This window comes from Paenibacillus sp. FSL R5-0713 (assembly GCF_037973325.1).
Lineage (GTDB): Bacteria > Bacillota > Bacilli > Paenibacillales > Paenibacillaceae > Paenibacillus.
This window is the reverse complement of sequence record NZ_CP150229.1, coordinates 5981652-6000505: the sequence shown is the minus strand read 5'-3', so window position 1 is coordinate 6000505 and position 18854 is coordinate 5981652. Positions and strand designations below refer to the sequence as shown.

Sequence of the window (18854 nt, the reverse complement as noted above, 5' to 3'; positions counted from 1 at the left end):
TATGAAGGCTCTGTTTTAACTTAACTGATCTTGGGGAGGACCATCGAACATGGCTAAGGAAAAAATTGTACTCGCGTATTCAGGCGGGTTGGACACATCTGTAATTTTGAAATGGTTGAAAGAAACATATGATGCTGAGATTATCGCCTTCACAGCGGATATCGGACAAAAGGACGAACTGGATGGCTTGGAGGAAAAAGCACTCGCTACTGGCGCTTCCAAAGTATACATCGACGATCTGCGCGATGAATTCGCGAAAGATTTCATCTATCCAATGTTCCAGGCAGGTGCCCTTTATGAAGGACAATACCTGCTTGGCACAAGTATCGCTCGTCCACTGATCGCTAAACGCATGGTGGATATTGCTCGTGCAGAAGGCGCTACAGCCATCGCTCACGGCGCTACGGGTAAAGGAAATGACCAAGTTCGCTTTGAGTTGAACGCGGCCGCGCTGACACCAGACATTAACGTCATTGCACCTTGGCGTTTGGAAGAATTCCGCAACCAATTCCCGGGACGTGCCGAGATGATCGCGTATGCTGAGAAGCATGGCATTCCGGTAACTGCATCTGCGGCTAAACCATACTCCACAGACCGCAACCTGCTGCATATCAGCTATGAGAGCGGTGTGCTTGAAGATCCTTGGTTCGATCCAAGCGCGGACGAGAACAAAGACATGTTCCTGCTGAGCAGTGCACCTGAAGATGCACCAGATCAAGCGGAATATGTCGAGCTTGAATTCGAAAAAGGCGACTGTGTTGCACTGAACGGTGAGCGCTTGAGTCCGTTGCAAGTGATGGAGCAACTGAACGAGCTGGGTGGCAAACATGGTATCGGCCGTGTAGATATGGTTGAGAACCGTTTTGTTGGTATGAAGAGCCGTGGTGTGTACGAAACACCAGGTGGAACGATCTTGTTCACTGCACATCGCAAAATGGAATCCATCACGATGGACCGTGAAGTGATGAACCTGCGTGATAGCCTGATCACACGTTACAGTACATTGGTGTACAACGGTTTCTGGTTCGCACCGGAGCGTCTTGCATTGCAAGCGCTGGTAACAGAGAGCCAGAAGAACGTAACAGGTACGGTTCGTGTGAAACTGTACAAAGGTAACATCATCGGCGCAGGTGTGAAAAGTCCTGTCAGCCTTTACAACCCGGACATCGCAACGATGGAAGCTGATCCAACGCAAGCTTACGATCAAGGGGATGCAACAGGCTTTATTCGCCTGAATGCACTGCGTTTGAAAGTAAACTCCGGCGTGGAGCAAAACAAAAACTAAGTTCAACCTGCATACTAGAGCTACATTAATATAATTGACAAGGCAGGCCGTTCTTGCACATCTGGCAGGAGCGGCTTTGTCCATGAGCGAAAGGGGAGTACTCACTGTGAGCAAGCTGTGGGGAGGACGTTTTACGAAACAAACCAATCATTTGGTTGAGGAATATACGGCATCCATCAATTTTGACAAAGCATTGGCTGAAGAGGATATCCAGGGAAGTCTGGCCCATGTGACGATGCTGGGCAAATGCGGCATTCTGCCTGCGGAAGATGTGGAAACGATCAAAGAAGGTCTGATCACCGTTCTGCACAAAATCCGTGCAGGCGAAGTGGAATTCTCCGTATCGGACGAAGACATTCACATGAACATTGAGAAAAACCTGATCGATACGATTGGCCCTGTAGGCGGTAAATTACATACAGGCCGTAGCCGGAACGACCAGGTTGCAACGGATATGCACTTGTATCTGCGTGAGCGCGTGGTTGGTTTTGTAGGCATGCTGCATTCCTTGCAGGAAGCATTGATTGGACAAGCAAAAGATAACCTCGATACCATCGTACCGGGTTATACGCATCTTCAGCGGGCACAGCCAATCTTGTTCGCCCATCACCTGATGGCGTATGTATCCATGTTCCAACGTGATGCGGAGCGTTTAATGGACAGCTACAAACGAATTAACATCCTGCCACTGGGTGCAGGTGCGCTCGCGGGCACAACATTCCCGATTGACCGTCATTTTGTGGCGGAACAACTGGGCTTCGATGGCGTGTACGAGAACAGTCTGGACGCAGTAAGCGACCGTGACTTTATCGTTGAGTTCCTGGCGGCAGCTTCGCTGATTATGACTCACTTGTCCCGTCTGAGTGAAGAGCTGGTATTGTGGAGCAGTACAGAGTTTGGATTTGTTGAATTGGACGATGCGTTCTGCACAGGCAGCAGCATTATGCCTCAGAAGAAAAACCCGGACGTTCCTGAACTCGTTCGTGGTAAAACAGGACGTGTGTATGGCAACCTGATTGGTTTGCTGACTGTACTGAAATCTCTTCCACTGGCATACAACAAAGATATGCAGGAAGACAAAGAAGGCATGTTCGATACTGTAGCAACGCTGGAAGGTGCACTTCAACTGTTTGCTCCAATGATCGCAACAATGACTGTGAACAAGGATCGGATGCGTCAAGCGGTCAACCAGGATTTCTCGAACGCTACGGATATTGCCGATTTCCTCGTAGGGGAAGGCTTGCCTTTCCGTCAGGCGCATGAAGTGATTGGCAAAACGGTGCTTTACTGCATCCAGAACAGCAAGTATTTGCTGGATCTGACGATCGATGAATTCAAGCAGTTCTCACCACTGTTCGATGACCGGATCTATGATGTACTTCAACCGGAAGCGGTAGTGAACGCTCGTAACGTTTACGGAGGAACAGCTTCGGGTCAAGTTGCCGAAGCCATCGCACGCAGTGAGAAGGTATTGGAAATTACCGAGCAATGGATTACGAACCGCGGTTAATACCACGGTCATTATAGGGATTTGTACAGATACGACAGGACAATAAAGAAGCAGGCCAGAGAACTTTGTTCTCAACGGCCTGCTTTTTTGTGTTTTACAGCGATTTGATGTGGATCATTCCAGCTCCATAGCAACAGAAGGTTGTTGCCATCTGAATGCCAGTCTTCATTGTCTGCAGCGGTTATTAATGCTCTACTAATCTCGCTTGGGCAAAGGCAACCATTTCAATACATCCTGGATCTTGGCATCCCAGTAGCCCCATTCATGTTCACCAGGCCCTTCCTCGTACGTCAATTCGAAGTTTGTTTGTTCGCAGGCTTGACGGAAAGTTTGATTATCCTCATACAGGAAATCTTCCGTTCCGCAACATTGGTAGAGCAAAGGTCGTGGGCTTTCGCCAGATTGATTTTCTTTTAACAGATGGATTAGATCGTTCTCTGTACCTGTCACATCGGGTCCGAAAATCCGCTGTAACTCCGTTTGTTGTAAGGCCGAGGATGCGTTTCTATCCATATGTGCAGACATATCGAGAGCTCCAGACAAACTGGCAGCAGCCGCATACTGCTCTGGTTTACGAAGGGCCAGCTTGAACGCTCCATAACCACCCATGGATAATCCAGCAACGAAGTTATCCTCACGCTTTGGTGACAGAGGGAAGAAAGAACGAGCAAGTTTAGGCAGTTCTTCGCTGATAAACGTCCAGTATTTTCCGCCTTCGACCATATCTGTATAGAAACTGCGATGTACTTGCGGCATAACAACGGCGATTCCTAGGTTGGCTACATAACGTTCAATCGATGTGCGGCGCAGCCAGATGGAATCATCATCCGATAGACCGTGTAACAGGTACAGGGTTGGATGAAGTCCTTTGCCAGTCACGTTCTCCATACCGATCTGATTGTGGGTTTGTTGCGGCAGAATGACATGCATACTGGTACTCAGCCCAAGTGTATCGGAGTAAAAATCACATTTAATAAGTGCCATGAGTATAAGAAACCCCTTTCATAAGTTCGTTAACCACGTGTTTTTGACTTGAGAGGATGAGCCGGGATTGCTCCCTATTAGCTTTTAAGTATCCATATTTAACAGGTTATACGCATTGCTGGTGCAATGCAATAACAAAGATGCACATTAAAAAATTATGCAGAAGTATCTCTAAATTGTAAGGTTTCAACAGGCTAAGCCAGATGAGTGGCGTGGAGGGAAGATCAACATTGTTACGACGTTATTTACAACGTAACAATGTTATGTTACACTGATTTCACGATAAAGGGGGACCATATATGACGGATGATTTGATCTCCAAAAAAGAACTGCTGGACCTGACAGGAATCTCCTACGGCCAGTTATACCGCTGGAAGCGGAAAAATCTCATTCCGGAAGAATGGTTTATTCGGAAGTCGTCCTACACCGGACAAGAGACCTTTTTTCCCAAACAACAGATTTTACTGCGCATTGACAAGATTCTCAATATGAAAGACGGATTATCGCTGGATGAGCTGGCGGACGTGTTCTCACCTACGTTGGGTGAAGTGGAGATGTCCGCACAACAGTTGTTAGAGAGAAACATTGTTTCGCAAATCTCGCTGGATTTGTTGAAAGAAGCAGGTCGGGAACAATCGCTATATGCTTTGGAGCAGATCATGATGCTCTACGTCCTTGATAAGCTGTTAATGAGCGGAGATATTACTCGGCAAGAGGGTGTGTTGCTAATCGATGTGATGTCCGAACATTATTATCGTTTTACAGGCAAACCTAGCGAACTGGTGCTTATTCGTAAGATGGGTGTTCCTTCATTCATGCTGGTAACAGCAGGAACGGAGTTTTATTTTGACAATGGTGTGAAGGTGGTTGTTAGGCAGCCGATGGGAACATTTATGGAAGAATTAAAACTCAAATTGGGATAAGGAGAGGGATTGCATGGAAGAACGGAATAAGCGGAATGATCTGAATGTATCGGGTATGAGTCAAACGGCAGGTGGGGAGTTTCACCGTGTATCGATTGATGGCATGGCTAAGGTGAATGGTAATCTGGACTGTACCTCTATGGAAGTGAATGGAACATTGAAGATGCACGGCGCTTTAAGCTCCGAGAGTGCGACGATTAACGGCATGTGTACGTTGAACGGCCCTTTAACCAGTTCGCGTGTTCGTGTGGATGGCATGACAACAATTAACGGAGATCTTCATAGCCCTGAGCTTGAAGTGAACGGGAAATGCACCGTACGGGGACGAGTGGATGCGGAACGAATTGATATTGGCGGTGTGATTGATATTGAAGGTGATGTGCAATGTGAGTCCCTGAACGTACAGGGAAATATCAAGATCAGCGGCTTCCTGAATGCGGGAACAGTGGAGATCAGGCTTCACACCTCTTCTTCGGCTAAAGAGATTGGCGGAGAGCGTATTGATATTCGTCGCAAGGAACAACAAAACGGGTTCTGGAAAAGTATTGGTCTGGGCGGAACTCCATCATTTAAGACATCCTTGATTGAGGGCGATGAGATTGTGCTGGAAGATACCGAAGCTGATATTGTTCGGGGGAGTAACATTTTCATCGGTCGCGGCTGTAACATCCGGCTGGTCGAATATTCAGGTGAACTTGAGGTAGATCAGGATGCCAAGGTGGGCAGCAGTCAGCGAATTTAAATTTTGGATATGGAGAGAAAGGGATGGGATCGACATGAATAACAATCCTGGGCGTTCATTGGACAAAAAAATGGATATCAGCATCGTTGGTGATGGCAGTTCTGCTGGGGGCGTGTATGGCAAGGTTAAGGTCATAGGGGACGCATCCTTCAACGACAATCTATATTGTGATCAATTCAAATGTACGGGTACATCAGTCATATACGGATCGCTTGAATCAACAGATATTAAAATCACGGGAACCCTTACTTTGACAGAGCGCGCGGCCAACAACGAAGGTGAGGATGGCATCCAGGCTTCTGCCCTGCACGCCAAAGCTGAGCATATCAAAGTGGTCGGTGAGCTTCATCTGCCCGGTGATTGTCAGGTGGAAAACATCAAGCTGAACGGACGGTTGACGATAGCGGGGATGCTTAGCGCCGAACATATGACACTCAAAATCATGGGTCCATCCGAGGTCAAGGAAATGGGCGGTTCCATCATCTCGGTGAAGAGTGGCCGGTTGAATGACTTGTTCACGGGGAATAAGTCAATTCTCAAGGCACAGATTATCGAAGGTGACGATATTGAATTAGAAAATACCGAGGCCGAGATTGTGCGTGGCGATAAAATAAAAATCGGTCCTGGCTGCCGGATCGGTAAAGTGGAATACCGTTCATCTCTGCAAATTCATCCGCAATCGGAAGTTTTACTGCAAAGCAATCGGTCCTTGGACTGATTAACGAAAACTTCTTTTCGGATATACTAATGCAGTCATATGAATAGAGCGTGAATGGAGAGATTGAGTACAATGGTTGCACGTAAAAACAGTATTGGATTGGTGCTGGCAGGGTTACTGCTCAGCATACTAATGGCTTCGATGGATAATACCATCGTGGCAACAGCTATGGGGGATATTGTCGGGAAGCTGGGTGGGCTCGACAAGTTCGTCTGGGTGACCTCCGCGTACATGGTGGCTGAGATGGCGGGGATGCCAATCTTCGGTAAGTTATCCGATATGTATGGACGGAAGAAGTTTTTTGTCTTTGGTATTATTGTATTTATGCTTGGCTCAGCACTGTGCGGAACGGCAACGTCTATTGTGGAATTGACGATGTACAGAGCAATTCAAGGTATTGGTGCAGGTGCTCTGGTACCGATTGCCTTTACGATCATGTTTGATGTCGTAGCACCAGAATCTCGTGGTAAATTGGGAGGATTGTTTGGAGCGGTCTTCGGTCTGTCCAGCGTCTTTGGACCACTGCTGGGTGCTTACATTACTCAGTATGCGACATGGGAATGGGTATTCTATATCAACCTGCCACTCGGCTTGATTGCATTTGTGTTTATTGCGTTCTTCTATAAGGAATCTCATCAGCATCAGTCCCAACAGATCGACTGGCTGGGTGCAGTAACGCTGATCGGTGCTGTTGTGTGCCTGATCTTTGGTCTGGAACTGGGCGGCAAGACGTTTGCCTGGGGTTCGTGGCAGATTCTTGGCTTGTTTGCCGGATTCGTAGCACTAGCGCTGCTGTTCCTGTTTGCAGAAACAAAAGCGAAGGAACCTATCATCTCTTTCGGCATGTTCCGCAACCGGGTCTACTGGTCCAGTAACGTTATTGGGATGTTCAGTGGTGCGGCGTTCATTACAGCATCCGTGTACATTCCGATCTTCATACAGGGCGTACTCGGTGGTAAAGCGACCAACTCCGGTCTCGTACTTTTACCGATGATGCTGGGGTCCGTTGTGACGGCATCCCTGGGCGGGGTGCTCATGACCAAAATCAAATATCGCAATATCATGATTCCTACGTTGGCCTTACTTGTCATTGGACTCGGATTGCTGACTACGTTGGATGAGAGTTCTTCCCTCTGGACGATACGTATTTACATGGTGATGGTTGGTCTGGGTGTCGGGGCTTCGTTCTCGGTACTCAGCAATGCAGCCATGAACGCATTTGAACCGCGAAGACGCGGAGCAGCAAGCTCCACGCTTAACTTTTTGCGGTCCCTCGGCATGACGATGGGTATTACGATCTTTGGTATCGTGCAGAGCCAGGTATTTACGCGTAAAATGAATGATGCTCTCGCAGGAGCAGCTGCGGAGACAGGTGGTGCTTCCGCGGGTGGTATGCCTCAGGGAATGGATCTGACCGATCCACATGCGTTGCTCTCACCAGAACTCAGACAGGCGATTCCGCCTCAGGTGCTGGATAGCATCACACATGCTCTATCTTCTTCCATCGTGCAGTTGTTTGCTTGGGCCGTGATTCCAGCTGCACTCGCGTTGGTTGCTTCTTTCTTCATGGGAAAAGAGAAGATGGTCGTAGGCGAAGAGCAAGGCGAATACACAGGCGGTCACTAAACCGTAATGCAGTAAACCTCTGATTAAAGAAGTAACCCTAGTTTATTAAGACTCCAATATCCTAAACAAATGAAAAGACACACTTCTGGCGTATCCTAAAAAGGGACGGGAAGTGTGTCTTTTCGTTTGGGTTTGTTTCGAACACATCCTTTTATGGCCGTTTCGTATCGCTGATTCCATCTTCAACCACAGAAGGTTCTTGTGGATCGGGCAGGCTGCTATGACCTGAACGGGCAATCAGACGATTCTGGGCTTTGTACGTATCTCGTGTAATCGTTTTGGATTCGACCACTTTGCCGTCCAGCCTCTTGGTTCTTACCGTCTCGACAATATAACCAGGCTGTCCGTCTTGCAGCACCTGCTGAGCGCCATCAGGCAGTACCGCACTGGACACATATTTCACCGGAACACTTAATGTTTCAATGGTGCGAGATTCAAGTGCATAGCTGACATTCTCCGGGAATGTGCCGAAAAATTTCACTATCAATTGGTGGTTCTTCACTTCTGCATGAATGAGTAGGGATTTTCCAGTATTGTTCTTGAAGCGAAAGTTAATGGCTCCGGAGGCAAAGGTGGCATCCAGTCCTTTCGGCAAATATTTGACCGGCAGGGAGTGGTTGCGACGCTCAATAATATCAAGACCCGTCAATAGCGCTGCGTTATACACCGTACTTGATACCTGGCAGATTCCCCCGCCAATCCCGGGGGTTAGTCTTCCATTGACAATGACCGGGGCCTCACGAAACCCATAATCCTTCTCCGCTTTTCGGATGACCTTCTCATAATCGAATGTGGCATTCGGTGGCAGAATCATGCCGTTAATCGCTTCCGCCGCTGCGCTGACATTATGTATCCGGCCTTCACTACTATTGCCCAGACCTGTGGAGAACTGGATGATCTTTCGGTCAATGCCTTCCTGACGTAGCGAATCAAGGGTTACTTCAGGTTTCAGCGTATACAGTGGTACCTGGATCAGCAATGGGGTGGGTTTCTCATCCGGGCTCAGTACACTGAAATCCCTGTGCAGCTTCGTCTGAATGAGACTTGCGAGTGTTTCCCAATCAATCCGGCGGACACCCTTTTCCGGGATATACTGCACTTTGTCACTTGCGGTAATGCGCCGAACAGCGTTCGCAGGTGTACCGAAGGTTTCTTTTTCCCAAGCAGGGCTTAGATGTTCTTTAAGTGGTTCTAAGTTGTAACTCATATGAAGGGAGAACTCTTTCGGAAAATGATAACGTGCATATGCGCGTTCCCACAGGTTACCTTCCTCCAGCTGCTGTATGGCGGATTCCACGCTTTTAACGTTGTAGCTCACCCCCACCTGATTTGCGGTATACGTCATCATCTGGGGATCGGGTTCAACCACTTCAAAGGTGACAGGCCAGTCCTCCAGCTTTTGAATCTGTTCGTTCAATTCATGCAATACGTTCTTACGATTGCCTTCCACCAGCATGCCGCCAACATGCACATTCTTGGGCAGCGCAGGCTGGTTCACATACATATACAGCAATCCATATGACGCGGAGCCGATCAAGAGGATGGAGAATAGAACAATGACCGTTAAATGTATTTTTTTCATAACCGTACGCTCCTTTATACTTCTGTTGTTCCCGATTTTGTAACACTTTCTATATATATGATCCAATGCAGGAAAACTTTCGGGTACTCAATAGGTAACAAATTTGTTACAATAAACTTCATATGAATCCATGCTTCACCATCGAAACAGGAACGAAGTGGATTTTTTCCTGATGAAATTCAGGTCTTTTTAAAGGAAATGCCGGGATTGTGTCGAAATGATAATGGCTAACTATGCGAGCAGGAAGTGATGATGTGATAGAAATGCAGGACGTGTGGAAGACCTACGCCAATGGGACCCACGCATTACAAGGGGTGTCGGTGAAGATCGACCGCAATGAATTTGTCTATATCGTCGGTCCGTCCGGCGCAGGCAAATCGACATTTATGAAATTGATGTACAGAGAAGAAGTTCCGACAAAAGGACAAATATCCATTAACGGATTTAATATTGGTAAGTTGAAGCCAAGAAAGATTCCTTATGTGCGCCGTAACATCGGCGTTGTGTTCCAAGACTTCCGTCTATTGCCGAGAATGACGGCTTTTGAGAATGTGGCATTTGCCATGGAAGTCATTGAGGCGCCCAAGCGGCACATCAAGAAACGGGTCATGGAAGTACTCGACTTGGTGGGATTGCGCAGCAAAGCGAATCGTGAACCTTCTCAGCTCTCAGGCGGGGAACAGCAACGTATTGCCATTGCGCGGGCTATCGTCAATAACCCATCGGTTATTATCGCGGATGAGCCTACAGGTAACCTCGATCCGGAGACGTCGTGGGGCATTATGCAGCTGCTGGATGAGATTAATTTCCGGGGAACAACCATTGTTATGGCAACCCACAACAAAGATATCGTGAATACGATGCGTAAACGGGTTATCGCCATTGAACGTGGACAGATTGTACGGGATCAGATGAGAGGGGAATACGGTTATGAATTTTAGTACTCTCTTGCGCCATCTGCGGGAGGGATTCAAAAACGTATTCCGCAACGGCTGGATGTCTGTGGCCTCCATCATGTCCATCATTGTGTCGCTATTGATTCTTGGTGTGTTTATGCTGCTGGTGCTTAATGTGAACTCCATGGCGAATCAAGTGGATAGTCAGGTGGAGATCAGCACGTTTCTCGAACTGAATGTGGACGAGAACCTGCGTAACACATTGGAACAAGAAATCAGCGCGATGCCGGAAGTAAGTGAGATTCGTTTTGTTTCCAAGGAAGAAGGACTCAAGGAATTCCGTGATCGTCTTGGAGAGAGTGCAGATAATGTGCTTAGCGGTTTCGATGTGGACAACAACCCACTGCCGGAGACCATTGAAGTTGAGGTCATTGAACCGGAAACCGTCACTTTTGTGGCGCAAAAAATCGAAGCTTTGAACGAAAAACACCCGGAGAAGCCAATCATGAAAGTGAATTACGGCAAGGAAACGGTGGAAGTGTTGTTCAAATTTACGAAGCTTGTTCGTAACATCGGATTTATTTTTGTTGGGGGACTGGGTCTCATGTCCATGTTCCTGATCTCGAATACGATTCGCGTAACGATTCTGGCCCGTCGCCGGGAGATTGGTATTATGAAGCTGGTTGGTGCAACCAACACCTTTATCCGTTGGCCTTTCTTTATTGAAGGTGCACTCATTGGATTTATTGGCTCTGTGATTACGGTTGCGGTACTGTTCGTCGGATACAGCCAGTTGATGTCCACGATTGGTCAGGATGTCTTCATGCAGATGCTTAACTTGATTCCGCTCAGCGATATCTGGCTGCTGTTTGGAACCCTGTTGATCGGACTCGGTGTGCTGGTAGGTATTTTGGGAAGTACACTGTCCATTCGAAAATCACTTAACGTTTAAATTTTGTTTTGAAACGATCAAATTGCAGAATATGTCGAAAAGAATGGTAAAGCAGGTTCATTAATGGGCGCTGTTTGACGATATGTAGGAATGACGGAGTCTTTAAGATGGAAGAAAGCAAAGAACATGCTGTTCGCCACCTGTGCAGGTTGCTTTCTTGTGAAATCATAGGATGGGGGATCATCATTTTGAAAAAAACTGCTTCGCTGCTGGCCTTTACGTTATTGGCCAGTTTGACGCTTCAACCTTCTGACGGATATGCCAAGAGCAGCATCAGCGATATTGACCAACAGATTCAGCAACTGGAGAGCAAGGCAGCTTCTGCCAAGCAGGAGCAAAAAAAAGCGGCTTCCAACAAAAAGGAAGCGCAGCATTACAAGAACAAAACCAACGCTTATCTGAAGGTTGTCATGGAACAGATTAATGTCGTTAGTGATGAACTGGCTAGTGTATCCTTGCAAATCGAGAACACGGAGGAAGATCTCCGTACAACGAAGAAAGATCTGCAAGCGGCAGAAGAACGCATCGTTGCAAGGGAGAAATTGTTGGAGTCACGTGTACGCCTGATGTATACAGACGGTGCTGTATCCTATCTGGATGTATTGTTGTCCTCCACCAGCTTCACTGACTTTCTGACCCGTGCGGATTCACTCAAAACGATCGTGGATCAGGATCAGCATCTGCTGGATGAGCACAAAGCGGACAAGCAACTTGTCGTGGACAAAAAGGCAGAATTGGATGTGCAATATGCGGAAGCCAAGAGCCTGTATGCACAGAAGAAACAGCGCAAGTCCCAATTGAATGAAAAAGAAGCGGAAAAGCAAGTGCTTCTCGCTTCATATGATGCTAAAATCGAAGAGTCAGAAGAGTTGACACAAGAGCAGGAAGACGTATTGATGCAGATTGCCAGCAAACGTTCGGCCCTTCTTCAAGAGAAAAATAAATTGCGTGAACAGCAAGCAGCCGCAGCGGCCAAAGCCAAAGCAGCAGCTGCTGCCCGGGCGAAAGCTGCTGCCAAGGCACCAACCAGAGTCAGCGCGGATAGCAGCAGTGAGGTTACCTATTCATCCGGTAATGGTATCTTCTCAAAACCGGTATCTGGAGGACGTATTTCTTCTGGATTCGGTCCCCGTACCCATCCAATTACGGGTGTAGTGGGTAAAATGCATGCGGGTGTCGATTTTGCTGTTCCTCAGGGAACTTCAGTTCATGCGGCCTCTGGCGGAATCGTGATCATGGCTGAATGGTATAGCGGTTATGGTTATACCGTTATTGTGGACCATGGCGGTGGTCTTTGGACGTTATATGGTCACTTGCGCGAAGGTGGATTTAAAGTCAGCAAGGGAGACACTGTAAGCAAAGGTGATACCATTGCTGAGTCAGGTAATACAGGAAATTCCACGGGACCTCACTTGCACTTTGAAGTAAGAGATAACGGTACCGCGGTAAATCCGATGAACTATTTGTAATTATTGCTCCATTGACCGAATGGAAAAAACATATTCCGTACAAGCTAGACATATACTAAGCTGGCATGTTCAGGGAATGGGTCCAAGCAACAATGGAATCGGACACGCTTTAAAACGAAAGGCGGTGACAAACGGATGATGAAAAAAAGATCGGCGCTACTGCTTGTCATTTTGGGTCTTCTGGGTGGTAGTTTGCTAACCCTGGTACTAATGACTTACCCGGGAATAGCGAACCAGACCACAGCTGGCGAGGGTTTGCTAGCCAGTGTAACCGGCAGTACGCAGCAGAAGAACGATTTGAAGAAGATTGAAACCGCGATGGATTTGATCTCAAGCAACTATTATAAAGACGTGGATCAGACCAAATTGATTGACGGTGCGATCAACGGCATGATGGAATCCCTTGGTGATCCGTACTCCAACTATATGGGGCAGGAAACGGCTGCTCAGTTTGAAGAGTCGATCGAAGGTTCATTTACCGGTATTGGTGCAGAGGTATCCTCACAGGATGGAAATGTCGTGGTTGTTTCCCCAATCAAAGGATCACCTGCCGAAAAAGCGGGTATTCGTGCGAAAGACATGATTATGTCAGTCAACGGCGAATCCCTGCAAGGGTTGGAACTGAACAAGGCTGTCAACAAAATCAGAGGTCCTAAGGGTAGTGAAGCGAAGGTACAGGTCAAACGTGCCGGATCTACCGAACTGATTGAGTTTGTTATTGTGCGGGATGACATTGATCTGGAGACCGTATATGCTCACATGGAGGATGGCGGAATTGGCGTCATTGCCATTACTCAATTCTCTTTGAATACAGGCGATCGCTTCAAGGAAGAGTTGGCGAAGCTTGAGAAGCAGAACATGAAAGGTCTGGTCATCGACGTACGGAATGACCCAGGCGGTGTATTGCAAGTCGTGATTGATATTGCTGAACAGTTTGTTCCTAAAGGCAAGGTTATTGTGCAAGTCGAAGACAAGAACGGCAAAAAGGAACAAAGCAAATCCAATGGATCAGCCAAAGCTTATCCAGTCACAGTCCTGATGAACAAAGGCAGTGCCAGTGCGTCGGAGATTTTGGCCGGTGCATTACAACAGTCAGCAGGTGCGAAGTTGATTGGTGAAAATTCCTTTGGTAAAGGAACCGTGCAGACGAGTTATGACAAGCAAATGGGTGACGGCAGCTTGCTGAAGATTACCATTGCCAAATGGCTCACGCCGAACGGGGACTGGATTCATGAAAAAGGAATCAAACCAGATATTGCGGTAGACCAGCCGGATTATTTCTCGGTGGCACCGATTAATAAAGAGAAGTTACCACTGAAATATGACAGCAATAGCACGGATGTGAAAAGTGCGCAGACGATGCTGAGAGGACTCGATTTCAAACCAGATCGTGTGGATGGATACTACGACCAGAAGACGGAAGAAGCGGTCAAGGCATTCCAGAAGCAAAAAGGCATTCAGGCCACAGGCCAGATTGACGAGAAAACCGCTGAATCACTGGAAGCGGCTCTGATTGAACGTATTGCCAATCCTCAATATGATGCACAGCTGAAACGCGCGATCGAAAATGTCTCAAAGGATATTTCGTCCGCTGTGTCGAAGCCATAAAGAAGGCTGATTTTCAGCCTTCTTTTTTTCTGAACCGGCTGAAAGAGAGGGGTGAAGAACCACGATGGAATGGGTATGGCCGTGGTTAACTACATTAGGCGAAGCAGTGTTGCAGTTGTTTATTCAGCCGTTTTATTATATTGCGGTGATCCTGATTGCGCTCATCTATCATCGTCAATTACTGCAGGAGCGTAAATTGTTTCATGTTCGTTTGCAAAGCTCAATTACACAGACGATTCGTGCCGTACTGGGAGGCATACTCATTGGTACCATCGTCTCGATTGTATCCCTATTCCTCGGTGCACATCTTACACTGGGAAGCCTGATATGCATATGGGCTGCAACGTTAATTCTATCCTTGTTTCGTATCCGGTATCTGTGTTTTGCCTACGCGGCCGGGTTACTGGGTGTGCTGCAATTTGGTTTGAATCTGGCTTCAGGCTGGCAACCTTCAGGTTGGATAGGGAGTATAACGGAAACGTTACGTACCTTGGATATGCCTGCACTGCTTGTCCTGGCGGCCCTTCTACATATGGGTGAAGCCCTGTTGGTACGCATGCAGGGAGTATCCATGGCATCACCGCTTCTCTTCGAGGGAAAACGCGGGAAACTGGTTGGGGGATATCAACTGCAACAGTTCTGGGCCATTCCCTTACTGATACTTGTACCAGTCACAGGAGGTGGCGCGGAGCTGGCATGGAATCCATTTATGAATGCCGGTCAGAGCTATATGCTGTTTGCGTTGCCCATCATGCTCGGATTTGGTGAGATAACGCAGAGTATGCTTCCGGGACAAAAGGTGCAGATCTCATCCAAGCGATTGATGATGTATGGAGCAACTTTGCTCGTGTTCAGTTTACTTGCTGCATGGTGGTCTCCACTCATGGTGGTTGCGGCGCTGATTGCATTTATTGGACATGAATTTCTGGTATGGTATAGCGCATTTGAAGAGCAAAACCGCAGCCCGGTATTTGTCCATCCGCAGCATGGGTTGAAGGTATTGGCTGTTATACCGGAGAGTCCTGCTGCAGATTTGGGGATCGAAGCAGGAGAGACATTGTACAAGGTGAATGGCAAGTTGGTTCATTCACCGGAAGAGTTGCATCGCGCCCTGCGTATGAACCCGGCTTTTTGCAAGCTTGAGGTACGAAATCACCAGGGAGAAAGCAAATTCATGCAGCGAGCAATCTATGAAGGGGAACATCATCAGCTTGGGGTCATTATGGCACCGGACAATCACGAGGTCTGGGCGATTCGGTTGCGTCCACTGACGCTGTTCCATATCATCAACCTCAAGTTGCTTGCCCGTCTGAAAAAACCACACAGGGACGAAGCTCCCTTGGCATTACCGCCAGCTCCTGTGGCCAGTGATAAAGGGTCCGTAGAGATGTAACTAACATACGTGATGAAGTATGTTGCATACATCAAGCAATGAAAAAGGTATTTCCGAGCGCCGTCGCAGGCAAGGGAAATACCTTTTTGTTATTTTTTTAACATGAAGATAGCGATTTGGGTCCGATCACGCAAGTTCAGCTTGCCCAGAATATCGGTTACGTAGTTCTTGACCGTGCCTTCACTGAGGAACAGTTTGGCGGCAATTTCCTTGTTGGATAGCCCCTCCGATATGGCCTCGGCAACCGCCAGCTCCATACGGGTCAGTCCATAGGCTTCGATTGGGTGATGAGTCTGGGAAGTTGGAGAAGGACGAAGAAGGCCTGTTAGCTTGCGGGCAATATCCGGATGGATTAACATATCGCCATTATGTACGGTCTTGATGCCTTGAATAATCCGTTCAGGCGGCACATTTTTAAGCAAATAACCGCTTGCTCCATTCTGTAATGCCTGAATGATATACTCATCGTCGTCAAACGTAGTCAGCATGAGCACCTGAATTTCAGGAAAGCGTGCCTTGATCAGCCCAGTACCTTCAACTCCGTCACATTCCGGCATCCGAATATCCATCAACACCACATCCGCAGGTGTGCCTGCTTCAAGCAATTCCAACGCTTCCTGTCCATTTGAGGCCGTACCTGTAACGCGAATGCCAGAGTCGAGTCCAAGCAGCACTTTCAGGCTCTCACGGATGAAGTAGTCATCATCGGCGAGAAGCAGCCGAATAAGTGGGTGCTGGGCTGAATCCTTTTTGTTGTTCATATCATTCCGTTCGGACATGAGCACATTCACTTCCTTTTTTCAAAGTAGATCCATCTGGTTCGTTATTGGAATGCGTGTAATCACGGTATACGGATAAGCTGATTGAATCTCCAAGGTTCCTCCCACCATTTGTGTACGTAGACGCATGCTTTCCTGTCCTATGCCACTTGATTTAGACGAATGCGGATTAATTTTGCCATCATTACTTACGCTCATACAGATTTCCTGATCCGCGAATACCAGCTCCAATGTGATAGAAGAGGCATTTCCGTGTCGTAGTGCATTCGTTACGGCTTCTTTGGCATTTTTGTATAAAACGATTTGTATGCTGGGGTACAGCACATGGGATGCGCCTTGAACTTCAAAATGTGTCTTCACCCCGGTATCTCTGCCCACTTCCTCCAGAAGACGATCCAGTGCATAGGCATTGGAACCATAGGAATCCGGTCGCAGTTTGTGAAGTGTACTTCGCATATCATCCATACTGGTGGCCAATTGATCACGAATCTGTCTCACCATTTCCGTTCCTTTTTCCCGATCTCGGGGGAGAGTCATCAGAGCGGCTTCCGACATCATTTTGGTGCGAATCAGTCGATGTCCGATATCATCATGAAGCTGTCTGGAGATACGTGTGCGTTCCTCTGCCTGAGCTACTCCTTCAAGTTGCTTTGTAAATAACAGGAGCTGTGCACGTGCTTCTTGAAGCTCGTAATGTTTACTGCGGAGCTCGTCATAGACTTGTTCCAGTTGTCCGCGGCTGCTCGCTGTTCTTGATCCCTGCCAGGAGAGAGCCGCTGTGATGAGCAGAAGCAGGTTGCCAAGGACCATCGTTGTTGCCTCTGCGGAGAATAATGTGGTGGTGATTGTATTTAGTGTGGTTAACCCTGGCTGCGTTACCTGTGGCACAGAATAATACCATCCCAAAGCGACATTGCTTGCGGCAAGCTGAATGGCAAACATCAACCATCTCCGGTTTCCCTCGAGTCTGTATATATACACGTAGAGCACGGATAGAGAGAGGAATAGCAGGATGGGTCCATACGAAGCAATCAGCCAACAGCTCCAGAGTATTTCGGCCAAAAGTAACAGCCACTGCTGTGTACTTGAACGGTTGAAATCTTTCCACACGGAGAGTCCGAGCGCGATGATGATATATAGGGTGTAGACAGCTTCGTTTTCCAAGGGCAGCATCAACATGTATAGTACGGCTGGAATGATAATTAATCCGTATTGCAGAAACCGCATCGGCATAGGGTTGTGACATCCTTTATATAAAAAGTGGAGTAGAAAATCTCTCGGTAATGCGCCCTTGATTATACCATAAGCAGCATTCGAAGCAGGAGATGACTTAAGTCACCTTCGATTCATGACTTTTCGTACCTTCGCTAAAGAGTGCGATCCGTTACAATACAAATATGAAATCCAGCGGCAGAGGCCGAAACGGAAGAGGGGCGTAAAAGGGATGGGTATACTTGAAGTACATCATGTTGTGAAACGATACGGCAGCAGGTTGTCCGTGGATCATTTGAACCTTAGTGTTGGCAAAGGCGAAATTTTTGGATTACTCGGTCCCAATGGAGCAGGAAAAAGTACCACCATCAGCATGATAGCCGGGCTCCTGAACATGGATCAGGGGGAGATCAGATTAGATGGGATATCGGTCAAGGAGCGGCCACTTGAAGTGAAACGCAAAATTGGACTGGTTCCGCAAGATTTGGCTTTATACGAAACGATGACGGCTACGGAGAATGTGACTTTTTTTGCCCGGCTGTATGGATTACGTGGCAAATTGCTTAAGGAAAGAGTGCAGGAGTCCCTTGAATTTGTAGGGTTACAGGACAAAGCAAAGGATGCTCCCTCGACCTTCTCTGGCGGTATGAAACGCAGGTTAAACATCGCATGTGCGATTACCCATCGCCCGGATCTCATTATTATGGATGAACCAACAGTAGGCATTGATCCGCAATCGCGAAACCATATCCTTGAATCGGTGCGCACACTCAACAAGATGGGTTCAACGATTATATATACAAGTCATTACATGGAGGAAGTGGCGGCGATTAGTCACCGGGTTGCGATTATGGATCAAGGGCGAATCATTGCCTGTGGCACGGAAGCAGAGCTGAGAGAACGGGTGGCATCGGAGGAAAAAGTAGTGCTCTCCACTTCCGGTATCGGTCCGGGCGTCGTGGAAGAATTGAAACTCCACCCTCGCGTGCGATCGGTAGACGTTTCAGAGAATACACTGACCATTACGCTGCCTTCGGCACAGCAGGATCTCCAGGATCTGCTCTTCATTTGCAGCAAACATGAAATATCCATTCAATCACTTAAGGTTGAAGAACCGGATCTGGAAACATTGTTCCTCAATCTGACCGGGCGTACGCTTCGGGACTAGGGGGAGC

Annotated in this window: 16 protein-coding genes; 12 read left to right on the top strand and 4 right to left on the bottom strand. The window is 47.7% G+C overall.

Annotated elements, in window-relative coordinates; translation table 11 throughout:
- Positions 1-49 precede the first annotated feature (49 nt).
- Together MKZ12_RS26830 and argH are read left to right on the top strand one after the other, a co-directional pair.
- On the top strand, positions 50-1285 hold the full coding sequence (locus MKZ12_RS26830) for an argininosuccinate synthase (protein WP_145324334.1): 1236 nt from the start codon (positions 50-52) through the stop codon (positions 1283-1285).
- Between the two features lie 106 nt (positions 1286-1391).
- Entirely contained in the window at positions 1392-2795 is a 1404-nt protein-coding gene (gene argH / locus MKZ12_RS26825; RefSeq protein ID WP_339261529.1) for an argininosuccinate lyase, read from the top strand.
- A gap of 195 nt (positions 2796-2990) precedes the next feature.
- Here argH and MKZ12_RS26820 read toward each other — a convergent pair whose 3' ends face one another.
- A complete protein-coding gene (locus tag MKZ12_RS26820) occupies positions 2991-3779 on the bottom strand; it encodes an alpha/beta hydrolase family protein (protein WP_339238098.1) in 789 nt (262 codons plus the stop codon).
- Positions 3780-4078: 299 nt separating this feature from the next.
- Here MKZ12_RS26820 and MKZ12_RS26815 point away from each other — a divergent pair, with 299 nt between their 5' ends.
- The 4 genes from MKZ12_RS26815 (at position 4079) to MKZ12_RS26800 (ending at position 7788) form a co-directional block, all read left to right on the top strand.
- Positions 4079-4702, top strand: a complete 624-nt coding sequence (locus tag MKZ12_RS26815; protein ID WP_339257623.1) for a YhbD family protein — start codon at positions 4079-4081, stop codon at positions 4700-4702.
- A gap of 13 nt (positions 4703-4715) precedes the next feature.
- Positions 4716-5444, top strand: coding sequence for a polymer-forming cytoskeletal protein (locus MKZ12_RS26810; protein ID WP_339257622.1), 729 nt, complete (start codon positions 4716-4718; stop codon positions 5442-5444).
- Between the two features lie 34 nt (positions 5445-5478).
- Positions 5479-6162, top strand: coding sequence for a hypothetical protein (locus MKZ12_RS26805; protein ID WP_339257620.1), 684 nt, complete (start codon positions 5479-5481; stop codon positions 6160-6162).
- A gap of 72 nt (positions 6163-6234) precedes the next feature.
- A complete protein-coding gene (locus tag MKZ12_RS26800; protein WP_339238090.1) occupies positions 6235-7788 on the top strand; it encodes an MDR family MFS transporter in 1554 nt (517 codons plus the stop codon).
- A 151-nt stretch (positions 7789-7939) separates the two neighbouring features.
- Here MKZ12_RS26800 and MKZ12_RS26795 read toward each other — a convergent pair whose 3' ends face one another.
- Positions 7940-9370, bottom strand: coding sequence for a VanW family protein (locus tag MKZ12_RS26795; RefSeq protein WP_339257618.1), 1431 nt, complete (start codon positions 9368-9370; stop codon positions 7940-7942).
- A 254-nt stretch (positions 9371-9624) separates the two neighbouring features.
- Here MKZ12_RS26795 and ftsE point away from each other — a divergent pair, with 254 nt between their 5' ends.
- From ftsE to MKZ12_RS26770, 5 genes are all read left to right on the top strand, one after another.
- Positions 9625-10311 carry a cell division ATP-binding protein FtsE gene (gene ftsE / locus MKZ12_RS26790; RefSeq protein ID WP_024631580.1) on the top strand — a complete coding sequence of 229 codons (687 nt, stop codon included), beginning with the start codon at positions 9625-9627 and terminating at the stop codon, positions 10309-10311.
- Entirely contained in the window at positions 10301-11218 is a 918-nt protein-coding gene (gene ftsX, locus MKZ12_RS26785; RefSeq protein WP_339238084.1) for a permease-like cell division protein FtsX, read from the top strand. The genes ftsE and ftsX overlap by 11 nt, the downstream gene beginning before the upstream one ends.
- Before the next feature lie 188 nt (positions 11219-11406).
- Positions 11407-12687, top strand: coding sequence for a peptidoglycan DD-metalloendopeptidase family protein (locus MKZ12_RS26780; RefSeq protein WP_339238082.1), 1281 nt, complete (start codon positions 11407-11409; stop codon positions 12685-12687).
- Positions 12688-12822: 135 nt separating this feature from the next.
- Positions 12823-14295 (top strand): S41 family peptidase, encoded by a 1473-nt coding sequence (locus MKZ12_RS26775; RefSeq protein ID WP_339238080.1) that lies wholly within the window; start codon positions 12823-12825, stop codon positions 14293-14295.
- Between the two features lie 64 nt (positions 14296-14359).
- On the top strand, positions 14360-15688 hold the full coding sequence (locus MKZ12_RS26770) for a PDZ domain-containing protein (RefSeq protein ID WP_339257616.1): 1329 nt from the start codon (positions 14360-14362) through the stop codon (positions 15686-15688).
- A gap of 89 nt (positions 15689-15777) precedes the next feature.
- Here MKZ12_RS26770 and MKZ12_RS26765 read toward each other — a convergent pair whose 3' ends face one another.
- Together MKZ12_RS26765 and MKZ12_RS26760 are read right to left on the bottom strand one after the other, a co-directional pair.
- Complete coding sequence (locus MKZ12_RS26765) at positions 15778-16467, bottom strand: response regulator transcription factor (RefSeq protein WP_339257615.1); 690 nt, start codon at positions 16465-16467, stop codon at positions 15778-15780.
- Positions 16468-16488: 21 nt separating this feature from the next.
- Positions 16489-17700 carry a sensor histidine kinase gene (locus tag MKZ12_RS26760; RefSeq protein WP_339257613.1) on the bottom strand — a complete coding sequence of 404 codons (1212 nt, stop codon included), beginning with the start codon at positions 17698-17700 and terminating at the stop codon, positions 16489-16491.
- 211 nt (positions 17701-17911) lie between these two features.
- On the opposite strand from MKZ12_RS26760, the gene MKZ12_RS26755 reads away from it, so the two are divergent.
- On the top strand, positions 17912-18847 hold the full coding sequence (locus MKZ12_RS26755) for an ABC transporter ATP-binding protein (RefSeq protein ID WP_339257612.1): 936 nt from the start codon (positions 17912-17914) through the stop codon (positions 18845-18847).
- The last annotated feature ends 7 nt before the right edge of the window (positions 18848-18854 follow it).

Excerpts from the sequence above, each read along its gene's own strand:
- MKZ12_RS26830 (WP_145324334.1), top strand. The coding sequence starts at position 50 with ATGGCTAAGGAAAAAATTGTACTCGCGTATTCAGGCGGGTTGGACACA.
- MKZ12_RS26820 (WP_339238098.1), bottom strand. The coding sequence starts at position 3,779 with ATGGCACTTATTAAATGTGATTTTTACTCCGATACACTTGGGCTGAGT.
- MKZ12_RS26815 (WP_339257623.1), top strand. The coding sequence starts at position 4,079 with ATGACGGATGATTTGATCTCCAAAAAAGAACTGCTGGACCTGACAGGA.
- MKZ12_RS26810 (WP_339257622.1), top strand. The coding sequence starts at position 4,716 with ATGGAAGAACGGAATAAGCGGAATGATCTGAATGTATCGGGTATGAGT.
- MKZ12_RS26805 (WP_339257620.1), top strand. The coding sequence starts at position 5,479 with ATGAATAACAATCCTGGGCGTTCATTGGACAAAAAAATGGATATCAGC.
- MKZ12_RS26800 (WP_339238090.1), top strand. The coding sequence starts at position 6,235 with ATGGTTGCACGTAAAAACAGTATTGGATTGGTGCTGGCAGGGTTACTG.
- MKZ12_RS26795 (WP_339257618.1), bottom strand. The coding sequence starts at position 9,370 with ATGAAAAAAATACATTTAACGGTCATTGTTCTATTCTCCATCCTCTTG.
- ftsX (WP_339238084.1), top strand. The coding sequence starts at position 10,301 with ATGAATTTTAGTACTCTCTTGCGCCATCTGCGGGAGGGATTCAAAAAC.
- MKZ12_RS26775 (WP_339238080.1), top strand. The coding sequence starts at position 12,823 with ATGATGAAAAAAAGATCGGCGCTACTGCTTGTCATTTTGGGTCTTCTG.
- MKZ12_RS26770 (WP_339257616.1), top strand. The coding sequence starts at position 14,360 with ATGGAATGGGTATGGCCGTGGTTAACTACATTAGGCGAAGCAGTGTTG.
- MKZ12_RS26765 (WP_339257615.1), bottom strand. The coding sequence starts at position 16,467 with ATGTCCGAACGGAATGATATGAACAACAAAAAGGATTCAGCCCAGCAC.
- MKZ12_RS26760 (WP_339257613.1), bottom strand. The coding sequence starts at position 17,700 with ATGCCGATGCGGTTTCTGCAATACGGATTAATTATCATTCCAGCCGTA.
- MKZ12_RS26755 (WP_339257612.1), top strand. The coding sequence starts at position 17,912 with ATGGGTATACTTGAAGTACATCATGTTGTGAAACGATACGGCAGCAGG.